General features: G+C 58.4%; 17 protein-coding genes and 1 tRNA gene. 13 read left to right on the top strand and 5 right to left on the bottom strand.

Annotation, left to right across the window (positions count from 1 at the left end):
• Positions 1–10: 10 nt before the first annotated feature.
• Positions 11–961, top strand: coding sequence for an alpha-E domain-containing protein (locus tag D8U73_RS19125; protein WP_056853816.1), 951 nt, complete (start codon positions 11–13; stop codon positions 959–961).
• Positions 958–1,767, top strand: a complete 810-nt coding sequence (locus D8U73_RS19130; protein WP_130905430.1) for a transglutaminase family protein — start codon at positions 958–960, stop codon at positions 1,765–1,767. Before D8U73_RS19125 ends, D8U73_RS19130 begins: the two co-directional genes overlap by 4 nt.
• A 205-nt stretch (positions 1,768–1,972) precedes the next feature.
• On the opposite strand, the gene D8U73_RS19135 is transcribed toward D8U73_RS19130, so the two are convergent.
• Positions 1,973–2,794: a cytochrome c gene (locus tag D8U73_RS19135; RefSeq protein WP_130905431.1), complete on the bottom strand. Its 822-nt coding sequence runs from the start codon at positions 2,792–2,794 to the stop codon at positions 1,973–1,975.
• A 96-nt stretch (positions 2,795–2,890) separates the two neighbouring features.
• The gene (locus D8U73_RS19140) at positions 2,891–3,094 is read right to left on the bottom strand and encodes a hypothetical protein (protein ID WP_130905432.1); all 204 of its coding nucleotides are present in this window, start codon (positions 3,092–3,094) and stop codon (positions 2,891–2,893) included.
• A 286-nt stretch (positions 3,095–3,380) separates the two neighbouring features.
• On the opposite strand from D8U73_RS19140, the gene D8U73_RS19145 reads away from it, so the two are divergent.
• The 3 genes from D8U73_RS19145 (at position 3,381) to D8U73_RS19155 (ending at position 7,573) form a co-directional block, all read left to right on the top strand.
• Complete coding sequence (locus D8U73_RS19145) at positions 3,381–4,586, top strand: acetyl-CoA C-acetyltransferase (RefSeq protein ID WP_130905433.1); 1,206 nt, start codon at positions 3,381–3,383, stop codon at positions 4,584–4,586.
• Between the two features lie 24 nt (positions 4,587–4,610).
• Positions 4,611–6,755 (top strand): 3-hydroxyacyl-CoA dehydrogenase NAD-binding domain-containing protein, encoded by a 2,145-nt coding sequence (locus tag D8U73_RS19150; protein WP_130905434.1) that lies wholly within the window; start codon positions 4,611–4,613, stop codon positions 6,753–6,755.
• 95 nt (positions 6,756–6,850) lie between these two features.
• A complete protein-coding gene (locus D8U73_RS19155) occupies positions 6,851–7,573 on the top strand; it encodes an amidotransferase (RefSeq protein WP_056853810.1) in 723 nt (240 codons plus the stop codon).
• Between the two features lie 89 nt (positions 7,574–7,662).
• Here D8U73_RS19155 and D8U73_RS19160 read toward each other — a convergent pair whose 3' ends face one another.
• From D8U73_RS19160 to D8U73_RS19170, 3 genes are all read right to left on the bottom strand, one after another.
• A complete protein-coding gene (locus tag D8U73_RS19160; RefSeq protein WP_130905435.1) occupies positions 7,663–8,634 on the bottom strand; it encodes a magnesium and cobalt transport protein CorA in 972 nt (323 codons plus the stop codon).
• 146 nt (positions 8,635–8,780) lie between these two features.
• Entirely contained in the window at positions 8,781–9,503 is a 723-nt protein-coding gene (locus tag D8U73_RS19165) for a 1-acylglycerol-3-phosphate O-acyltransferase (RefSeq protein ID WP_056853808.1), read from the bottom strand.
• Between the two features lie 213 nt (positions 9,504–9,716).
• Positions 9,717–10,406: a crotonase/enoyl-CoA hydratase family protein gene (locus D8U73_RS19170; protein WP_130905436.1), complete on the bottom strand. Its 690-nt coding sequence runs from the start codon at positions 10,404–10,406 to the stop codon at positions 9,717–9,719.
• A gap of 308 nt (positions 10,407–10,714) precedes the next feature.
• Between D8U73_RS19170 and D8U73_RS19175 the strand changes: the two genes are divergently transcribed.
• The 8 genes from D8U73_RS19175 to D8U73_RS19210 all read left to right on the top strand — a co-directional run bounded on the left by D8U73_RS19175 (position 10,715) and on the right by D8U73_RS19210 (position 13,950).
• Positions 10,715–10,804 (top strand) — tRNA-Ser (locus D8U73_RS19175).
• Between the two features lie 307 nt (positions 10,805–11,111).
• Positions 11,112–11,294, top strand: a complete 183-nt coding sequence (locus D8U73_RS19180; protein ID WP_130905437.1) for a hypothetical protein — start codon at positions 11,112–11,114, stop codon at positions 11,292–11,294.
• A gap of 98 nt (positions 11,295–11,392) precedes the next feature.
• Positions 11,393–11,713: a YbjQ family protein gene (locus tag D8U73_RS19185; RefSeq protein ID WP_056853806.1), complete on the top strand. Its 321-nt coding sequence runs from the start codon at positions 11,393–11,395 to the stop codon at positions 11,711–11,713.
• A 149-nt stretch (positions 11,714–11,862) separates the two neighbouring features.
• Complete coding sequence (locus D8U73_RS19190) at positions 11,863–12,051, top strand: hypothetical protein (RefSeq protein ID WP_056853805.1); 189 nt, start codon at positions 11,863–11,865, stop codon at positions 12,049–12,051.
• Positions 12,052–12,361: 310 nt separating this feature from the next.
• Positions 12,362–12,730 (top strand): hypothetical protein, encoded by a 369-nt coding sequence (locus D8U73_RS19195; protein WP_034150136.1) that lies wholly within the window; start codon positions 12,362–12,364, stop codon positions 12,728–12,730.
• A 111-nt stretch (positions 12,731–12,841) separates the two neighbouring features.
• Entirely contained in the window at positions 12,842–13,315 is a 474-nt protein-coding gene (locus D8U73_RS19200) for a glycine zipper domain-containing protein (protein ID WP_130905438.1), read from the top strand.
• Positions 13,316–13,440: 125 nt separating this feature from the next.
• A complete protein-coding gene (locus D8U73_RS19205) occupies positions 13,441–13,629 on the top strand; it encodes a hypothetical protein (RefSeq protein ID WP_056853803.1) in 189 nt (62 codons plus the stop codon).
• A 108-nt stretch (positions 13,630–13,737) separates the two neighbouring features.
• A complete protein-coding gene (locus tag D8U73_RS19210; RefSeq protein ID WP_056853802.1) occupies positions 13,738–13,950 on the top strand; it encodes a hypothetical protein in 213 nt (70 codons plus the stop codon).
• Positions 13,951–14,220 lie beyond the last annotated feature (270 nt).

Raw genomic sequence — 14,220 nt, forward strand, 5'->3', positions numbered from 1 at the left:
GAAGCCTGTCATGTTAAGTAGAACTGCCTCGGATTTGTATTGGATGTCGCGTTACCTGGAGCGCGCGGAAAACCTCGCGCGGATGCTCGACATCAGTTACTCGTTGTCACTGATGCCACAGGATGGCCGTGGCAACGGTTTGCACGAACTGGCCATGCCGCTGCTGATTACCGGCACGCTGGACGATTACCTCGAACGCCACGGCGAATTGCACGCCGAGCGGTTGCTGCATTTCTTCGCCCTGGACGCAGCCAACCCGGCCAGCATTTACAGTTGTCTCGGCGCCGCACGGGCCAGTGCCCATGCGGTGCGTGGGCGAATCACCGCCGACATGTGGGAAAACATCAACGCCACCTGGCTGGAAATTCGCGGGATCGCCGAACAAGGCCTCAGCCGCTACGGCATGAGCCGTTTCTGCGAGTGGATCAAGGAGCGTTCCCACCTGTTCCGAGGTGCGTCCTACGGCACCATCATGCGTAACGACGCCTTTCGCTTCATTCGCCTGGGCACCTTTATCGAAAGGGCCGACAACACGTTGCGCCTGCTCGACGCCCGTTACGAAATGGCCGGCGATCAGGCCGAAGCGGTCAGCGACGGCACGGCTCACGCCTATTACCAGTGGAGTGCGCTGCTGCGGGCACTGTCGTCCTTCGAGGCCTACACCGAAATCTACCGTGACGCTCCCGGTGCGCGGCATGTCGCCGAATTACTGTTATTGCGGGCGGATGTCCCACGCTCCCTGCGTGCCTGCACCGAGGAGATCGACCAGATTCTCGCCCAGCTACCAGGGGCTAACGGCCGGCCCGCGCAACGTCTGGCGGCGGAAATCGACGCGAGGCTTCGTTACACCGGCATCACCGAAATTCTCGACGAAGGCCTGCACGCCTGGCTGACCGAGTTCATCCCGCTGGTGCGCCAGTTGGGCAACGCGATTCACAGTTCCTACCTGGAGGCTGCATGAGACTTTCCATAAGCCACGAGACCACCTATCACTACGAAGATCAGGTGCGGGCGAGCATCCAGTACCTGCGACTGACACCCCACGACAGCGAGCGCCAGCACGTGCTCAGTTGGCAGCTCGACCTGCCGCGCCCGGTGCGTGCGCAACTCGATCCGTTCGGCAACATCCTGCACGTACTGACCATGGACGAACCCCATGAGGCGATCATTATCGGCGCCCGGGGCCAGGTCGACATCGACGAACTGCGCGAAGCCGAGCACGAGAGCCAGTCGGCGCTGCCGTTCCTGCGCTTTACCCGCTTGACCGAGGCTGACGCGGCAATGCGTGCGTTTGCCGAAAAAGAGTGCAAGCAACGTCGGGACCGTACGGCACTGATCGACTTGATGCATGGCCTGAACCAGCACATGACCTACACGCCGGGCGCTACCGAAGTGGACACCAGCGCCGCACAAGCCTTCGCCGGGCGTTCAGGCGTGTGCCAGGACCACACTCACGCATTCCTTGCCTGCGCCCGCAGCCTGGGCATTCCGGCGCGGTATGTGTCGGGTTATCTGTACAGCGAAAACAGCGAGCACCTGGCCAGTCACGCCTGGGCTGAAGCCTGGCTCGATGACGCCTGGTACAGCTTCGACGTGACCAACCAACTGGCGCGCCCCGAACGTCACCTGAAACTGGCGGTGGGCCTTGATTACCTGGATGCCTGCCCGGTTCGCGGCATGCGTCGGGGCGGCGGGTGTGAGCAGATGCATGCCAAGGTCCTGGTTACCCCAACGCCTGCGCCAGTGATTTCCGTGCAACAACAGTAAGCCAGGACACCGCAGAACCCTGTGGGAGCGGGCTTGCCCGCGATTGCGGTGGTTCAGACACTATTTCAGTAACCGGCAGTTCGCCATCGCTGGCAAGCCAGCTCCCACAGGGTGTGAAGTCGGTCGCGAAATCTGTGGCACCACAAATCACTGTGGGGCTTGCCCGCGGCGATCGCCTGCAGGCTGGCTTCCACAGAAATGCATGTCAGGGCTTAACCTTACGCCCTGTCATATGCTTCAAATACCCCACCAACATCTGCAGATCCTCATCCGGCAAAACCTCGGCCGAAAACCCCGGCATTTTTGCCTGCGGCCACTGGCGCAAGCTCTGCGGATCGCGGATGTAGCGCTTGAGGAAGTCAGCGCCGAAATATTCGGTGGGGTTGTACGGAATGTTCAGGTCCGGTCCGAACTGCGCATCCCCGGCACCGTTCAACCGATGGCAGGCCAGGCAGTTTTTCTGGAACAACGCAAAACCCTTGTTGACCGGATCGTCGGCCTTTAAGGCAGGGTCCGGCAGCAGGGCAGGGAAGCGCTCGGCCACCGGGGCCAGGCGCTTGATGCTGGCGACTTCGAACGGCCATTGTTCCGGGCTGATATTGCCCGCCCGCGGATCGGTCCAGACCAGATAAAACGGCCCGGCGCTGTGCTTGCCTTCGGAAAGTGGCGGCCAGGGTTTGGCGGGGTCTTCAATTGCCAGCCAGGCGCGAGCTCCCTCGCTGTTGAGCAGGGGCGCAGCCGCCAGTTCAGCGGCAAAACCGTCAAGCGCCACGGCTTGCAGGTGATCGTCAGGCTTGATACCGGTCAACAAGGCGGCCAAGGGCACGGCGCGATAGCTCATGTCGCGCTTGTAGGAAACGTCATTGGCGATGGTAATGGTCTGGATCTGAGGATGCTTGAGCAACTCCTCGGTTTGCCAGGTGCGGCCAACCGCGCCCAGCTCCAGGTTGAGCTGTGCGGCATACGAGGGCGTGCTGAGCAGCAAAGCCCCGAACAGAATGAGCGTTTTCAAAGGATCGCCGTCCATGTCGTGGAAGTGCCCCAAAGGTTGGCACAGCCACGCTGGCCCGGGTAGCGAGCCAGTCACATTTTTATGTGGCGATAATTAACTCTGGCGCTTGATTCAGCCGATCACCTTCGTCAGGTTCGGCACGATTAACAACAGCGTGGTGGCGAAAAGAATGAGCCCGGCTTGACGAACTTTCGATTGTTTGAACATGGCTTGACCGCCTTTATTGTTATTTCCTGATGCCTGCCTGCATATCTCCATGACGGCAGCGCGATGCACTTCCTGTAGCACGAGCGCCTCGGCAAAACCCGACGACAACTTCGTACACCTTCACCTTAGAGCCCGCGTCACACTTGGTTTAGATCCATTTAGTATGGTGTTCTCGAAAATCGCTATCAAAACGGCATGAGGCCTATTGCCAGCTTCTTGGGCGGCCTTTTGCTAGACACCTGCGCGTCCTGCACCGGTTCACCGAGCCAGGGATGACCGTCCGTCTGAGCGTGACCGTCAACTTCTGTGAGCGTTGCGGTCATTGAAACCATCGCGCCCTGGGCCAAGAGTGGCAGCTGTGTTTTCCCCATCTGCATCGCGCTTCGAGGACGTCATGACCCAAGCTTTGATTTTCGACGCATTACGCACGCCCCGTGGTAAAGGCAAGGCCGACGGCGCCCTGCACAGCGTGAAACCGGTGAACCTGGTCGCAGGATTGCTCACGGCGCTGCAACAGCGAACGGCCCTGGATACCAGTCAGGTCGATGACGTGGTCCTTGGCTGCGTGACGCCGATCGGCGATCAAGGCTCCGATATCGCCAAAACCGCCGCGCAAGTGGCGGATTGGGACGTCAGCGTAGCCGGTGTGCAGATCAATCGATTCTGCGCGTCCGGACTGGAGGCGGTGAACCTGGGGGCGATGAAAGTGCGCTCCGGGTTTGAAGACCTGGTGGTCGTTGGCGGCGTCGAGTCGATGTCGCGAGTGCCGATGGGCAGCGACGGTGGGGCATGGGCATTGGACCCTGCCACCAACCTGCACAGCCATTTCACGCCGCAAGGCGTGGGCGCCGACCTGATTGCCACCCTGGAAGGGTTCAGTCGTGAGGACGTCGATGACTACGCACTGCACTCGCAACAGAAAGCCGCGCGAGCGCGGGCCGATGGCTCGTTCAACAAATCGCTGGTGCCAGTGCAGGATCAGAACGGCATCATCCTGCTTGATCATGATGAATTCATCCGTGCCGAATCGACCCTGGAAGGGCTGGCCAAGCTCAAGCCGAGCTTCGAAATGATCGGGCAGATGGGCTTCGACGCCACGGCGCTGCGGGTCTACAGCCATGTGGAGCGGATCAACCATGTCCACACCCCGGGCAACAGTTCGGGAATTGTCGATGGTGCGGCATTGATGTTGATCGGTTCCGAAGCCAAGGGCCGGGCGCTCGGCTTGCAACCCCGGGCGCGGATCGTCGCCACGGCGGTCACCAGCACTGACCCGACCATCATGCTCACCGGCCCCGCGCCAGCGACGCGCAAGGCGTTGGCCAAGGCCGGGTTGCGGGTAGAAGACATCGACCTGTTCGAGGTCAACGAGGCTTTTGCCTCCGTGGTGTTGAAGTTCATCAAGGACATGGCCGTCGACCCGCAAAAGGTCAACGTCAACGGCGGCTCCATCGCCATGGGCCATCCGCTGGGCGCTACCGGTTGCGCGATCCTCGGCACCTTGCTCGATGAACTGGAGGTGCGGCGTCAGCGTTATGGCCTCGCGACCCTGTGTGTCGGCGGCGGCATGGGCATTGCCACCATCATCGAACGCCTCTGAGCCTCGCCTTCAAGGAACCTGTTTATGAGCCAAGCCATTCGTTACGAAAAGGGCCAGGACCAGATCGTCGTCCTGACCATCGACATGCCGGGCCAGAGCGCCAACACCATGAACGCGGTGTACCGCGAAGCCATGGCAGACTGCGTCGCCCGCCTGGTCAGCGACAAAAACAACATCGCTGGCGTGATCATCACGTCGGCGAAAAAAACCTTCTTCGCCGGCGGTGACCTCAATGAGCTGATCAAGGTCGGCAAACCCGAAGCCAAAGCCTTTTACGACATGGTGCTGACCCTCAAAGGCCAGCTGCGCACCCTGGAGACCCTCGGTAAACCGGTGGTCGCCGCCATCAACGGCGCGGCACTCGGCGGTGGCTGGGAAATCTGCCTGGCCTGCCATCACCGGGTAGCGCTGGACAATCCGTCGGTGCAGCTCGGCCTGCCGGAAGTGACCCTGGGTCTGTTGCCGGGCGGTGGCGGGGTGGTGCGCATGGTGCGCATGCTCGGCCTGGAAAAAGCCTTGCCGTACTTGCTCGAAGGTAAAAAAGTCCGGCCACAGCAGGCGTTGCTGGCGGGATTGATCGATGAACTGGCAGCGGACCACAACGAACTGCTGGCCAAGGCGCGGGCGTGGATTCTTGCCAATCCCGGCGCGGTGCAACGTTGGGATGTGAAGGGCTATCAGATTCCCGGTGGCACGCCGTCCAACCCCAAGGTCGCGCAGATGCTGGCGATTGCTCCGTCGATCCTGCGCAGCAAAACCCAGGGCACGATGCCCGCTCCCGAAAAAATCCTCTGTGCGGCAGTCGAGGGTGCACAGGTGGATTTCGATACCGCGCACCTGATCGAAACCCGTTATTTCACCGAACTGACCACCGGCCAAGTGTCGAAAAACCTGATCGGCACTTTCTGGTTCCAACTTAACGAAATCAATGCCGGCGGTTCCCGGCCTCAAGGTTTTGCGCCTTATGCCACCCGCAAGGTCGGCGTGCTGGGTGCGGGCATGATGGGCGCGGGTATCGCGTTCGTCAGTGCATCGGCGGGTATCGACGTGGTGCTCAAGGATCTCAACCTTGCGGCTGCCGAGAAGGGCAAGGCGCACTCGGCCGCGCTGCTGGACAAAAAAGTGGCGCGCGGGCAGATGAGCGTCGAGCAACGTGAAACTGTGCTGGCGCGCATTCATCCCACGGAAAACGATGCCGACCTGGCGGGCTGCGACCTGATCATCGAAGCGGTGTTTGAAGATCGAGAGTTGAAAGCCAAGGTCTCGTTGGCCGCGCAGAAAGTCGTCGGCACGGACGCGGTGATCGCCTCCAATACCTCGACCCTGCCGATCAGTGGTCTCGCCACCGCGGTGCCGGACCAGAGCAAGTTCATCGGTCTGCATTTCTTCAGTCCCGTGGAAAAAATGCCCTTGGTGGAGATCATCAAGGGCGCCAACACCAGCGACGAAACACTGGCGCGCGGCTTCGATTTCGTCCTGCAAATCAAAAAGACCCCGATTGTGGTCAACGACAGTCGTGGTTTCTTCACTTCGCGGGTGTTCGGCACCTTTACCAACGAAGGCATCGCCATGCTCGGCGAAGGCGTCAGCGCGCCGATGATCGAGACCGAAGCGCGCAAGGCCGGCATGCCTGTCGGTCCTCTGGCGATCTCTGACGAAGTTTCACTCAGCTTGATGAACCATATCCGCCAGCAAACCGCCAAAGACCTTCAGGCAGAAGGGAAACCGCTGATCGAGCACCCGGCGTTCGCCGTGATTGACTTGTTGCTCAACGAATACAAGCGGCCGGGCAAGGCCGCCGGGGGCGGTTTTTACGAGTATCCAGCCGGTGGCCAAAAACATCTTTGGCCGGAATTGAGAACCCGTTTCGAGAAGGCCGAGGGACAGATTTCACCGAAGGACGTACGCGATCGCCTGCTGTTCGTTCAAGCCATCGAAACCGTACGCTGCGTGGAGGAAGGTGTGCTGACCTCGACGGCCGATGCCAACGTTGGATCGATCTTCGGTATCGGTTTTGCCCCCTGGACCGGTGGTGCGCTGCAGTTTATCAACCAGTACGGGATCAACGATTTCGTCGCGCGTGCCCAATACCTGGCCGGGCAATACGGCCAGCGCTTCGCACCACCGGCGCTACTGCTGGAAAAGGCTGCCAAAGGGGAGGCGTTCTAAGGGACAGGTGACGCACCGAAGGGCTTGCCTTGATACCGTGTTTCAAGGCAGGCTCTGGGGTGTGCATTATTCCCATCACGTGTCAGGTATTTTTTATGTCGTTACGCATCTGCATTCTGGAAACCGACAACCTGCGTCCAGAATTGGTCGACCAGTATCAGGGCTACGGGCAGATGTTCAAGCGCCTGTTTTCGCAGCAACCGATTGCCGCCGATTTCACGATCTACAACGTGGTGCAGGGTGAATACCCGAGTGATGACCTGACCTTCGACGCTTACCTGGTCACCGGCAGCAAGGCCGATTCCTTCGGCACCGACCCATGGATTCAAACCCTCAAGGACTATCTGCTGACCCGCTACAAGCGCGGCGACAAACTGTTGGGCGTGTGTTTCGGCCACCAGTTGCTGGCCTTGTTGCTCGGCGGCAAGAGCGAACGCGCGAGCCAGGGCTGGGGCGTCGGCACGCACAAATACAAGCTTGCTGCCAAGGCGCCGTGGCTGAACCCGGTGCGTGAAGAGTTGACCCTGTTGATCAGCCATCAGGACCAGGTCACCTCATTGCCGGAAAACGCCACGGTGATTGCATCCAGCGATTTCTGCCCGTTTGCCGCGTACCACATCAACGATCAGGTGCTGTGCTTCCAGGGCCATCCAGAATTCATTCACGACTATTCCCGCGCCTTGCTGGAGATCCGTCAGCAAGCGCTGGGCGAGCAGGTGTATTCGAAAGGTATCGCGAGCCTGGACAGCGAGCACCACGGCACCACGGTAGCCGAGTGGATGATGCGTTTTGTGGCGCACAAGCCAGAAACCGTTTAATCAGTTAATACCTCGCTTGCGCAGGACTATTGCAATACCTGTGCGAGCGAGGCTTGCTTGCGACCGAGTGCGAAGCATTCGCCGAGAATTCAAAGCCAACCCGACTTCTTGAAACTCGTCCATAAACCCACGCAACCCACCGCAATAAACCCCAGCACACCGAAGTAACCGTAATGCCAGGTCAGTTCGGGCATGTTCTGAAAGTTCATCCCGTAGATCCCCGCCACCGCGGTCGGGAACGCCAGGATCGCCGCCCATGCAGCGAATTTGCGCTGCACCACACTTTGGCGCGACGCCTCCAGCAGCACCCCAACTTCGATGGTCTGGCTGGCGATATCCGCCAGGGTCGTCAGGTCTTCCAACTGCCGGGTTACATGAATCTGCACATCGCGGAAATACGGGCGCATGTTCTTGTCGATAAAGGGAAAGTTCAGTTTTTGCAGTTCCTCGCCGATCTCCACCATGGGCGCCGCATAACGGCGCAGGCGCAGCACATCGCGGCGCAGGCTGTGAAGATTCTGGATGTCACGTTCATTCAACGAGCCACACATGACGTTGCGTTCCAGCTCATCGATCCTGGCGTGAATCGCTTCGCCCATCGGCTGGTAGTTTTCAATCACGAAATCGAGGATGGCGTAGAGGACGAAATCTTCCCCGTGCTCCAGTAACAGCGGGCGCGCTTCACAACGCTGTCGGACGTAGGCGTAGGACGCCGAATGACCGTTACGCGCAGTGATGATGTAACCATTGCCGGCAAAAATGTGGGTCTCGATGAACTTGAGTTTGCCGTCTTCCATAATCGGAGAGTACGTGACGATGAAGAGCGCATCGCCGAACGTTTCCAGTTTCGGGCGACTGTGTTTTTCCAGGGCGTCTTCGATGGCCAGTTCGTGCAGGTTGAACTGGCGTTGCAGGTTGTACAGTTCCTCTTCGTTCGGCTCTTCAAGGCCGATCCAGACAAAGTGACCAGGCTTTGCAGCCCAGGCCGCGCCTTCGTCGAGGGTAATATTGGTGACCTTTTTACCCGCGCTATAAACCGCAGCAGCAACAACTCTACCCATGGTCTTGGTTCACTTCTTCTTGGCAGCTTTCAATTGGCAAATGGCCGTGGCAGGCATGTTCAGCTTAGCCTTGTCTGCTGCTTGAGAGTCAGTGAAATCTGCACAGTTCACCGGCAAAAGAAAACCCGCACAGGGCGGGTTTCTTTTCAGGCCGATTGCAGTTGCCGGTCCATCGAATCGATGCATTCGCGCATCTGTTCACGACACTGGGCCATCAGCATCGGCATGTCATCAAGGCTTAAGCCCGCGGTGGGAATCGCTGGCAACGAACGGATCAGAATTTTCCCACTGCGCCAGCGGTTCAATCGCATGTGCTTGACGTAGCTACTGACACACACCGGCACGATCGGCACTCCCGCGGCAATGGCCATCTGGAACGCGCCTTTCTTGAACGGCAGCAACGCTTCGCCCAGATTGCGCGTGCCTTCCGGGAACACCCAGATCGAGGTGTCTTCGTTTTGCAGGGTGTGGGTGGTGGTCAACATCGACTGGCGGGCCTTCTGCGCATTGCCACGGTCGATCAAAACGTTACCGGCCAGCCAGAACAACTGACCGAACAACGGGACCCACTTCAGACTCTTCTTGCCGATGCACACGGTGCGGCGGGGGACTACGTTGCCGAAAACGAACAGGTCGTAGTTGGACTGGTGGTTGGCAATGATCACGCAACTGTCGGGTTTATCCATCAACGGCCCGACTTCGGCCTTCACCCGCAAACGCAAAATACACATCGCCGGCCACGCATAAAGGCGTGCGCACAGGCGGCTGTTGTCCGGATTGAACGGACGACACAGGCCGAGAATGACGCCCAGCACACCCGCTACAACAAAGTGCAGGCCCATCAATGACATACGTAAAACAAACAGCATTTTCAGGCCCACCGGGACAAAAGGTGGCGCAGTGTACGGATGTGCACTGTTTTCGGCAATTGCGGCTATAGAGTCGGAAGTTGGCCGATGTTTGAGTACATGTTTCTGAATCTTGGGTGAGACTTGTTCTAGAGCGGTTACCTGCTTTTCGTAGATGCCTGAATGAAAAAGCCCGACACGACGGTCGGGCTTTTCGCTGACGCGGAGCCGGGCTTAACCCAAATGCTCCTGGTCCTGGATGATGGCGTTGTCCAGAGCCTCCAGCAACGATTTGCGAACCTTCAACTTGGTGTTCTTGTGGGCCGTCATGTTGATCTTCTTCAACTGACGAGCCGCCGCCAGCGCAGCGCCTTGGAGCTCTTCGGCTGCTACCACCACGTCGAGGAACCCGGCATCCACAGCGGTTTGCGGATTGAACATTTCACCGTTGACCACCGAACGTTGCAGCGCCGCTTTGCCCAGGCGATCACGAGCAATCTCGATGCCCGCATGGTGCATGGTCATGCCGATCTGCACTTCGTTCAGACCGATGCTGAACGGGCCTTCGACACCGATGCGGTAGTCGGCGGACAACAGCAGGAACGCACCTTTGGCCACGGCATGCCCAGGGCAGGCCACGATTACCGGGAACGGATGCGACAACAGGCGGCGGGCCAGCGTCGAGCCGGACGTCACCAATGCCACGGCTTCTTTAGGGCCGGACGTCATCACCTTCAAGTCATAGCCACCGGACAAAATCCCTGGCTGCCCGGTAATGATCACCACCGCGCGATCAGTCACCGCCTGATCCAGCGCAGCGTTGAAGGCGGCAATCACGTCCGGGGAGATGGCATTGACCTTGCCATTGCTCAAGGTCAGGGTCGCGATACCGTCTTCGAGATGGTAGGAAATCAACTCACTCATGACGCTATTCCTTTCAGTAAAGTAGGGCAGACGTTACTCACCGCCACCGGCCAGGTAAAGCACCGTGACTGACCCACCAGTCACCCTTTACCCGCCCGGCAAGCGTAGCTCGCCGCACCTGCCGCGCATTCCCCTCTATATAGAGGTGGGCGCGAAGCCGGAGATTGGCCGGTTTGCCATGTCTTTGAGCGATCGCAATCGGGCAACTGCGTTAACCGCATGAAAATTCTGAAAAAAATGTTTGCCATCAGAAATGCTTTCGACTACATTAGCGCGCCTCGACAGACAGAACATGTTTGAAGAGATACGGTGAAGTGTCCGAGTGGCTTAAGGAGCACGCCTGGAAAGTGTGTATACAGGAAACTGTATCGAGAGTTCGAATCTCTCCTTCACCGCCAAATTCGATGTAAGCAAAACCCCTGGTTTCGAAAGAAACCAGGGGTTTTGTTGTTTCTGGTGGTTGATTTTCCAAAGTAGAAATGAAGGTGCTTCTGAATTTGGTGTAGGACGTTGGATCGACGTGTAGGACGGTGCGTTGGAGATCCGTGTATTTAGACGCCTGGATAGATTCAGCTGTTGATAAAGGCATTCCCGCAGGGGATTCGTTTTGTGCCTTGGTTAGGGTACAAGATGAATCAAAGGGCAGCGCAACCTGGCTTGCCCCTTCATCAGGACGGATACGCGCACGCTATGCCGGAACTCACCATGAAGCAGGCAGAGCTGGAAAAAATTCATGTGGAGATCGTCAAGCTGATGGCGCAGCAGCGCAAGTTGAATGCTGAGGCTGGCAAGATGACCCGAGAAACTTTCTGGTACCCGGTTGCGGTCGCTACAGGGCTGATTGGCACAGTGGCGACGGTAACTGTGGTGTTGGTCAAGCTCCTCTGATTCCACGTCTGTCATACGCTCCCGATCAGAGTTGGCGACGCAGCATTCATGTCGCGCAGCGTGCATGCGCTTCAATATTTGAATAAACAGGAACCCCAATGATCACCACTACCACCCATTCCATCGAAGGTCGGCAAATCACTGCTTACCTCGATATCGTCAGTGCCGAGTCGGTGCAGGGCGTCAACGTGATTCGCGATATGTTTGCCGGGATGCGGGATATCTTTGGTGGGCGCTCGCAGACGCTGGAGCGCGCATTGAAAGAAGCGCGCATCCAGGCCACTGAAGAGATCAAGGAGCGGGCGCGGGCGCTGCAGGCGGATGCGGTGGTGGGGCTCGATTATGAAATCAGCATGCCGGCCGGGAAGGGTGGGATGGTGGTGGTTTTTGTCACGGGTACGGCGGTCAAGCTTCGGTGATTGGCATTTGGCCACTCGTCGGGCGCGCTACGATCTGAACGGCAAGTCCAGTAATGACCGGCTAGTCTCAAAATCCTTGGTGATCGATATTTTTTCAGGCAATTGGGCTTGCCGGTGTCGATCCCGCTTTTGAGCAGAGGGGTGAAGAGATGGCTGATCCGTATATTGAAGACGACGGCGCAGAGTATCCGATCAACAACTATGTACAGTGCGGCCAGACGCAGTATGTAGCCAGCTTTGGTGAGGACCAGACCGAGGTAGACAAGATCAAGACCCGGGCTTGTCGGGTGCTGAAGGGCAAATTCCTGCCCAGGGTTTCGGCGCCGACCAGGAAATAATGGACATTGAGCAGACCCCGTCATCGAGCGGGGTTTTTTATGCGGGTGACATTGTGTGAATGTTTTTTTAACCCGGTTTTTTTTCACAAAGTTTTCACAAGGACCTACGTAGGCTCAACTCATCCGTTAGAAGCAACACCCTGCCCGTTCCCCAGCGGGCTTTTTTTTGCCTGTCATAAAACCTTTCCGAAAAATGCTGTCCAACCGTCGCTAATAACGAGGTTGAGCGCGCGCATGTCTGGACATTTTCTCCTCTAAAGCATTCAATCTCGCCCCTTTCGTATACACCCCTATTTTTGAGGTTTTTGTCATGCGTTTCACACTGCCTGCTCTGGTTCTGGGTCTTCTGGTTGCTCAAGGTGCAATGGCTGGTGACGGCACTGCCGCCATCGGTGGCGGTTTGGGCGGTGCGCTGGGTAACGTCGTAGGCCAGAGCATGGGCGGCAGCACTGGTGCAGCCATTGGTGCTGGTGTTGCAGGCGCAGCAGGCAGTGCGGTTGCGGCTAAAAAAGGCCACCGTACCAGCGCTGCCATCGGCGGTGGCGTGGGTGCTGCCGGTGGTTCGGTGATCGGCAACAGCTTGGGCGGCAAGACCGGTTCGACCATCGGTGCAGGCCTGGGTGGCGCTCTGGGCGGCGGCGTAGGCAGCAACCTGGCCAAGGGTCACAAGCGTCACTGATCACAAATGATGCTTCGAAAGAGCCCGGCCTAATGCCGGGCTTTTTGGTTATTGAACGTTTCTCGGTGTAATCCCTCCAATCTTGCATACCCCCGAAGAATGAGGCGTGCCATGAACCCGAAAACCAAAGGCGATGCAGTTGTAAGCCTGAGTGCTCTACGTATGAAGTTGCCCGCGATTGTTTTTGGATTGTTCCTCTCTCAAGCGGCGTTGGCGGCCGGTGACGGTACGGCAGCGGTAGGTGGTGGACTTGGCGGTGCACTGGGCAACGTAGTCGGTGGTCAGATGGGTGGCAGCACCGGGGCCGCGATTGGTGCCGGTGTGGGCGGCGCGGCCGGTAGTGCGGTTGGCGCGGAAAAAGGTAGCCGGACGGAAGCAGCGATTGGTGGTGGTCTTGGTTCGGCAAGTGGCTCGGTAATCGGCAACAGCCTTGGCGGCAGGACGGGTTCTACCATCGGCGCAGGCCTGGGCGGTGCAGCTGGAGGCGCCGTTGGTAACAATCTGGGGGATGGCAACGACAGCTCCCATTCTGGCGGCGGACATAAACACAAGAACAAGCACAAGAACAAACACAAAAATCATTGATACAGCGGCTATCAATGTAAGAACCCGGCCAAGCGCCGGGTTTTTCATTTCTGGCTATACCTCAGGAACGTTTTGGCAGTCAGTCGCCTCGAACTTCATACACCCCTGCACAATTGAGGTTCGCCATGACTCCCGAAACCGAAGGCAATGAAGAGAAAGGCCCGAGCGGTTTGCCCTTTATCAACGACCCCGGCAACGAAGACCCTGGTTCCCTGATGGACGATGCGACCGTACCGCTGAACGACTCCGATGACGCCGGCGACGTCGGAAACCTCGAGTTTGAAGATGAGGATGAAGACGGGGAAGAGGATTGATTGCGCGCCACTGCGGCGGTGACCGGTTGTCTTGCAGATAGAACCCGGGGCCTTGTGGATATCTCAAACGTTCAGAGCCTGCATTTCAGGCTCTTTGCGAGGTGCACCATGATCCCTGACCCGAAAGATTCCGACATCGACGACACCCCGGAGTATCCGCTGCCTTCACCGACCGATCCCCTGAGCCGTGACCAGCGCCCACCCGACGAGGATGCCGGGATCGAGCAAGTTCCCAACGAAGATGTGAAGCGCACGGATGTTGAGGCCATCCCCAAAGACCCGGACATTGCCGGCAAGGATAATTCGGGCGAACCCAGTTAATGTTCCTACGCCACATAGCCGCTCGTCGATTGAGCGGCACCCTTGAAAAGTGGCTGCTGCCAGAAATCAGGTAAGCAACTTTCTGAGGAGATTCGTCATGAACAGGTCAACATTGACTGCGGTGACGGTAGCCGGGTTGTTGTCGCTGGATTCTGTGTCGGTGTATGCCGGCAACGACGCGCCCGTCGACAAGGGCGGAATGCCGCCGTCTACGGAAATGAACGCAGGTGCCGGCCCCGAAAATGCGCTGCCGCCGGGGTCGATTGAGAG

Source organism: Pseudomonas sp. Sample_22 (assembly GCF_004307635.1).
Taxonomy (GTDB): domain Bacteria; phylum Pseudomonadota; class Gammaproteobacteria; order Pseudomonadales; family Pseudomonadaceae; genus Aquipseudomonas.

What these genes read in the sequence shown, in the direction of transcription:
- D8U73_RS19125 (WP_056853816.1), top strand. Translation starts at nt 11, where the DNA reads ATGTTAAGTAGAACTGCCTCGGATTTGTATTGGATGTCGCGTTACCTG.
- D8U73_RS19130 (WP_130905430.1), top strand. Translation starts at nt 958, where the DNA reads ATGAGACTTTCCATAAGCCACGAGACCACCTATCACTACGAAGATCAG.
- D8U73_RS19135 (WP_130905431.1), bottom strand. Translation starts at nt 2,794, where the DNA reads ATGGACGGCGATCCTTTGAAAACGCTCATTCTGTTCGGGGCTTTGCTG.
- D8U73_RS19145 (WP_130905433.1), top strand. Translation starts at nt 3,381, where the DNA reads ATGACCCAAGCTTTGATTTTCGACGCATTACGCACGCCCCGTGGTAAA.
- D8U73_RS19150 (WP_130905434.1), top strand. Translation starts at nt 4,611, where the DNA reads ATGAGCCAAGCCATTCGTTACGAAAAGGGCCAGGACCAGATCGTCGTC.
- D8U73_RS19155 (WP_056853810.1), top strand. Translation starts at nt 6,851, where the DNA reads ATGTCGTTACGCATCTGCATTCTGGAAACCGACAACCTGCGTCCAGAA.
- D8U73_RS19160 (WP_130905435.1), bottom strand. Translation starts at nt 8,634, where the DNA reads ATGGGTAGAGTTGTTGCTGCTGCGGTTTATAGCGCGGGTAAAAAGGTC.
- D8U73_RS19165 (WP_056853808.1), bottom strand. Translation starts at nt 9,503, where the DNA reads ATGCTGTTTGTTTTACGTATGTCATTGATGGGCCTGCACTTTGTTGTA.
- D8U73_RS19170 (WP_130905436.1), bottom strand. Translation starts at nt 10,406, where the DNA reads ATGAGTGAGTTGATTTCCTACCATCTCGAAGACGGTATCGCGACCCTG.
- D8U73_RS19180 (WP_130905437.1), top strand. Translation starts at nt 11,112, where the DNA reads ATGAAGCAGGCAGAGCTGGAAAAAATTCATGTGGAGATCGTCAAGCTG.
- D8U73_RS19185 (WP_056853806.1), top strand. Translation starts at nt 11,393, where the DNA reads ATGATCACCACTACCACCCATTCCATCGAAGGTCGGCAAATCACTGCT.
- D8U73_RS19190 (WP_056853805.1), top strand. Translation starts at nt 11,863, where the DNA reads ATGGCTGATCCGTATATTGAAGACGACGGCGCAGAGTATCCGATCAAC.
- D8U73_RS19195 (WP_034150136.1), top strand. Translation starts at nt 12,362, where the DNA reads ATGCGTTTCACACTGCCTGCTCTGGTTCTGGGTCTTCTGGTTGCTCAA.
- D8U73_RS19200 (WP_130905438.1), top strand. Translation starts at nt 12,842, where the DNA reads ATGAACCCGAAAACCAAAGGCGATGCAGTTGTAAGCCTGAGTGCTCTA.
- D8U73_RS19205 (WP_056853803.1), top strand. Translation starts at nt 13,441, where the DNA reads ATGACTCCCGAAACCGAAGGCAATGAAGAGAAAGGCCCGAGCGGTTTG.
- D8U73_RS19210 (WP_056853802.1), top strand. Translation starts at nt 13,738, where the DNA reads ATGATCCCTGACCCGAAAGATTCCGACATCGACGACACCCCGGAGTAT.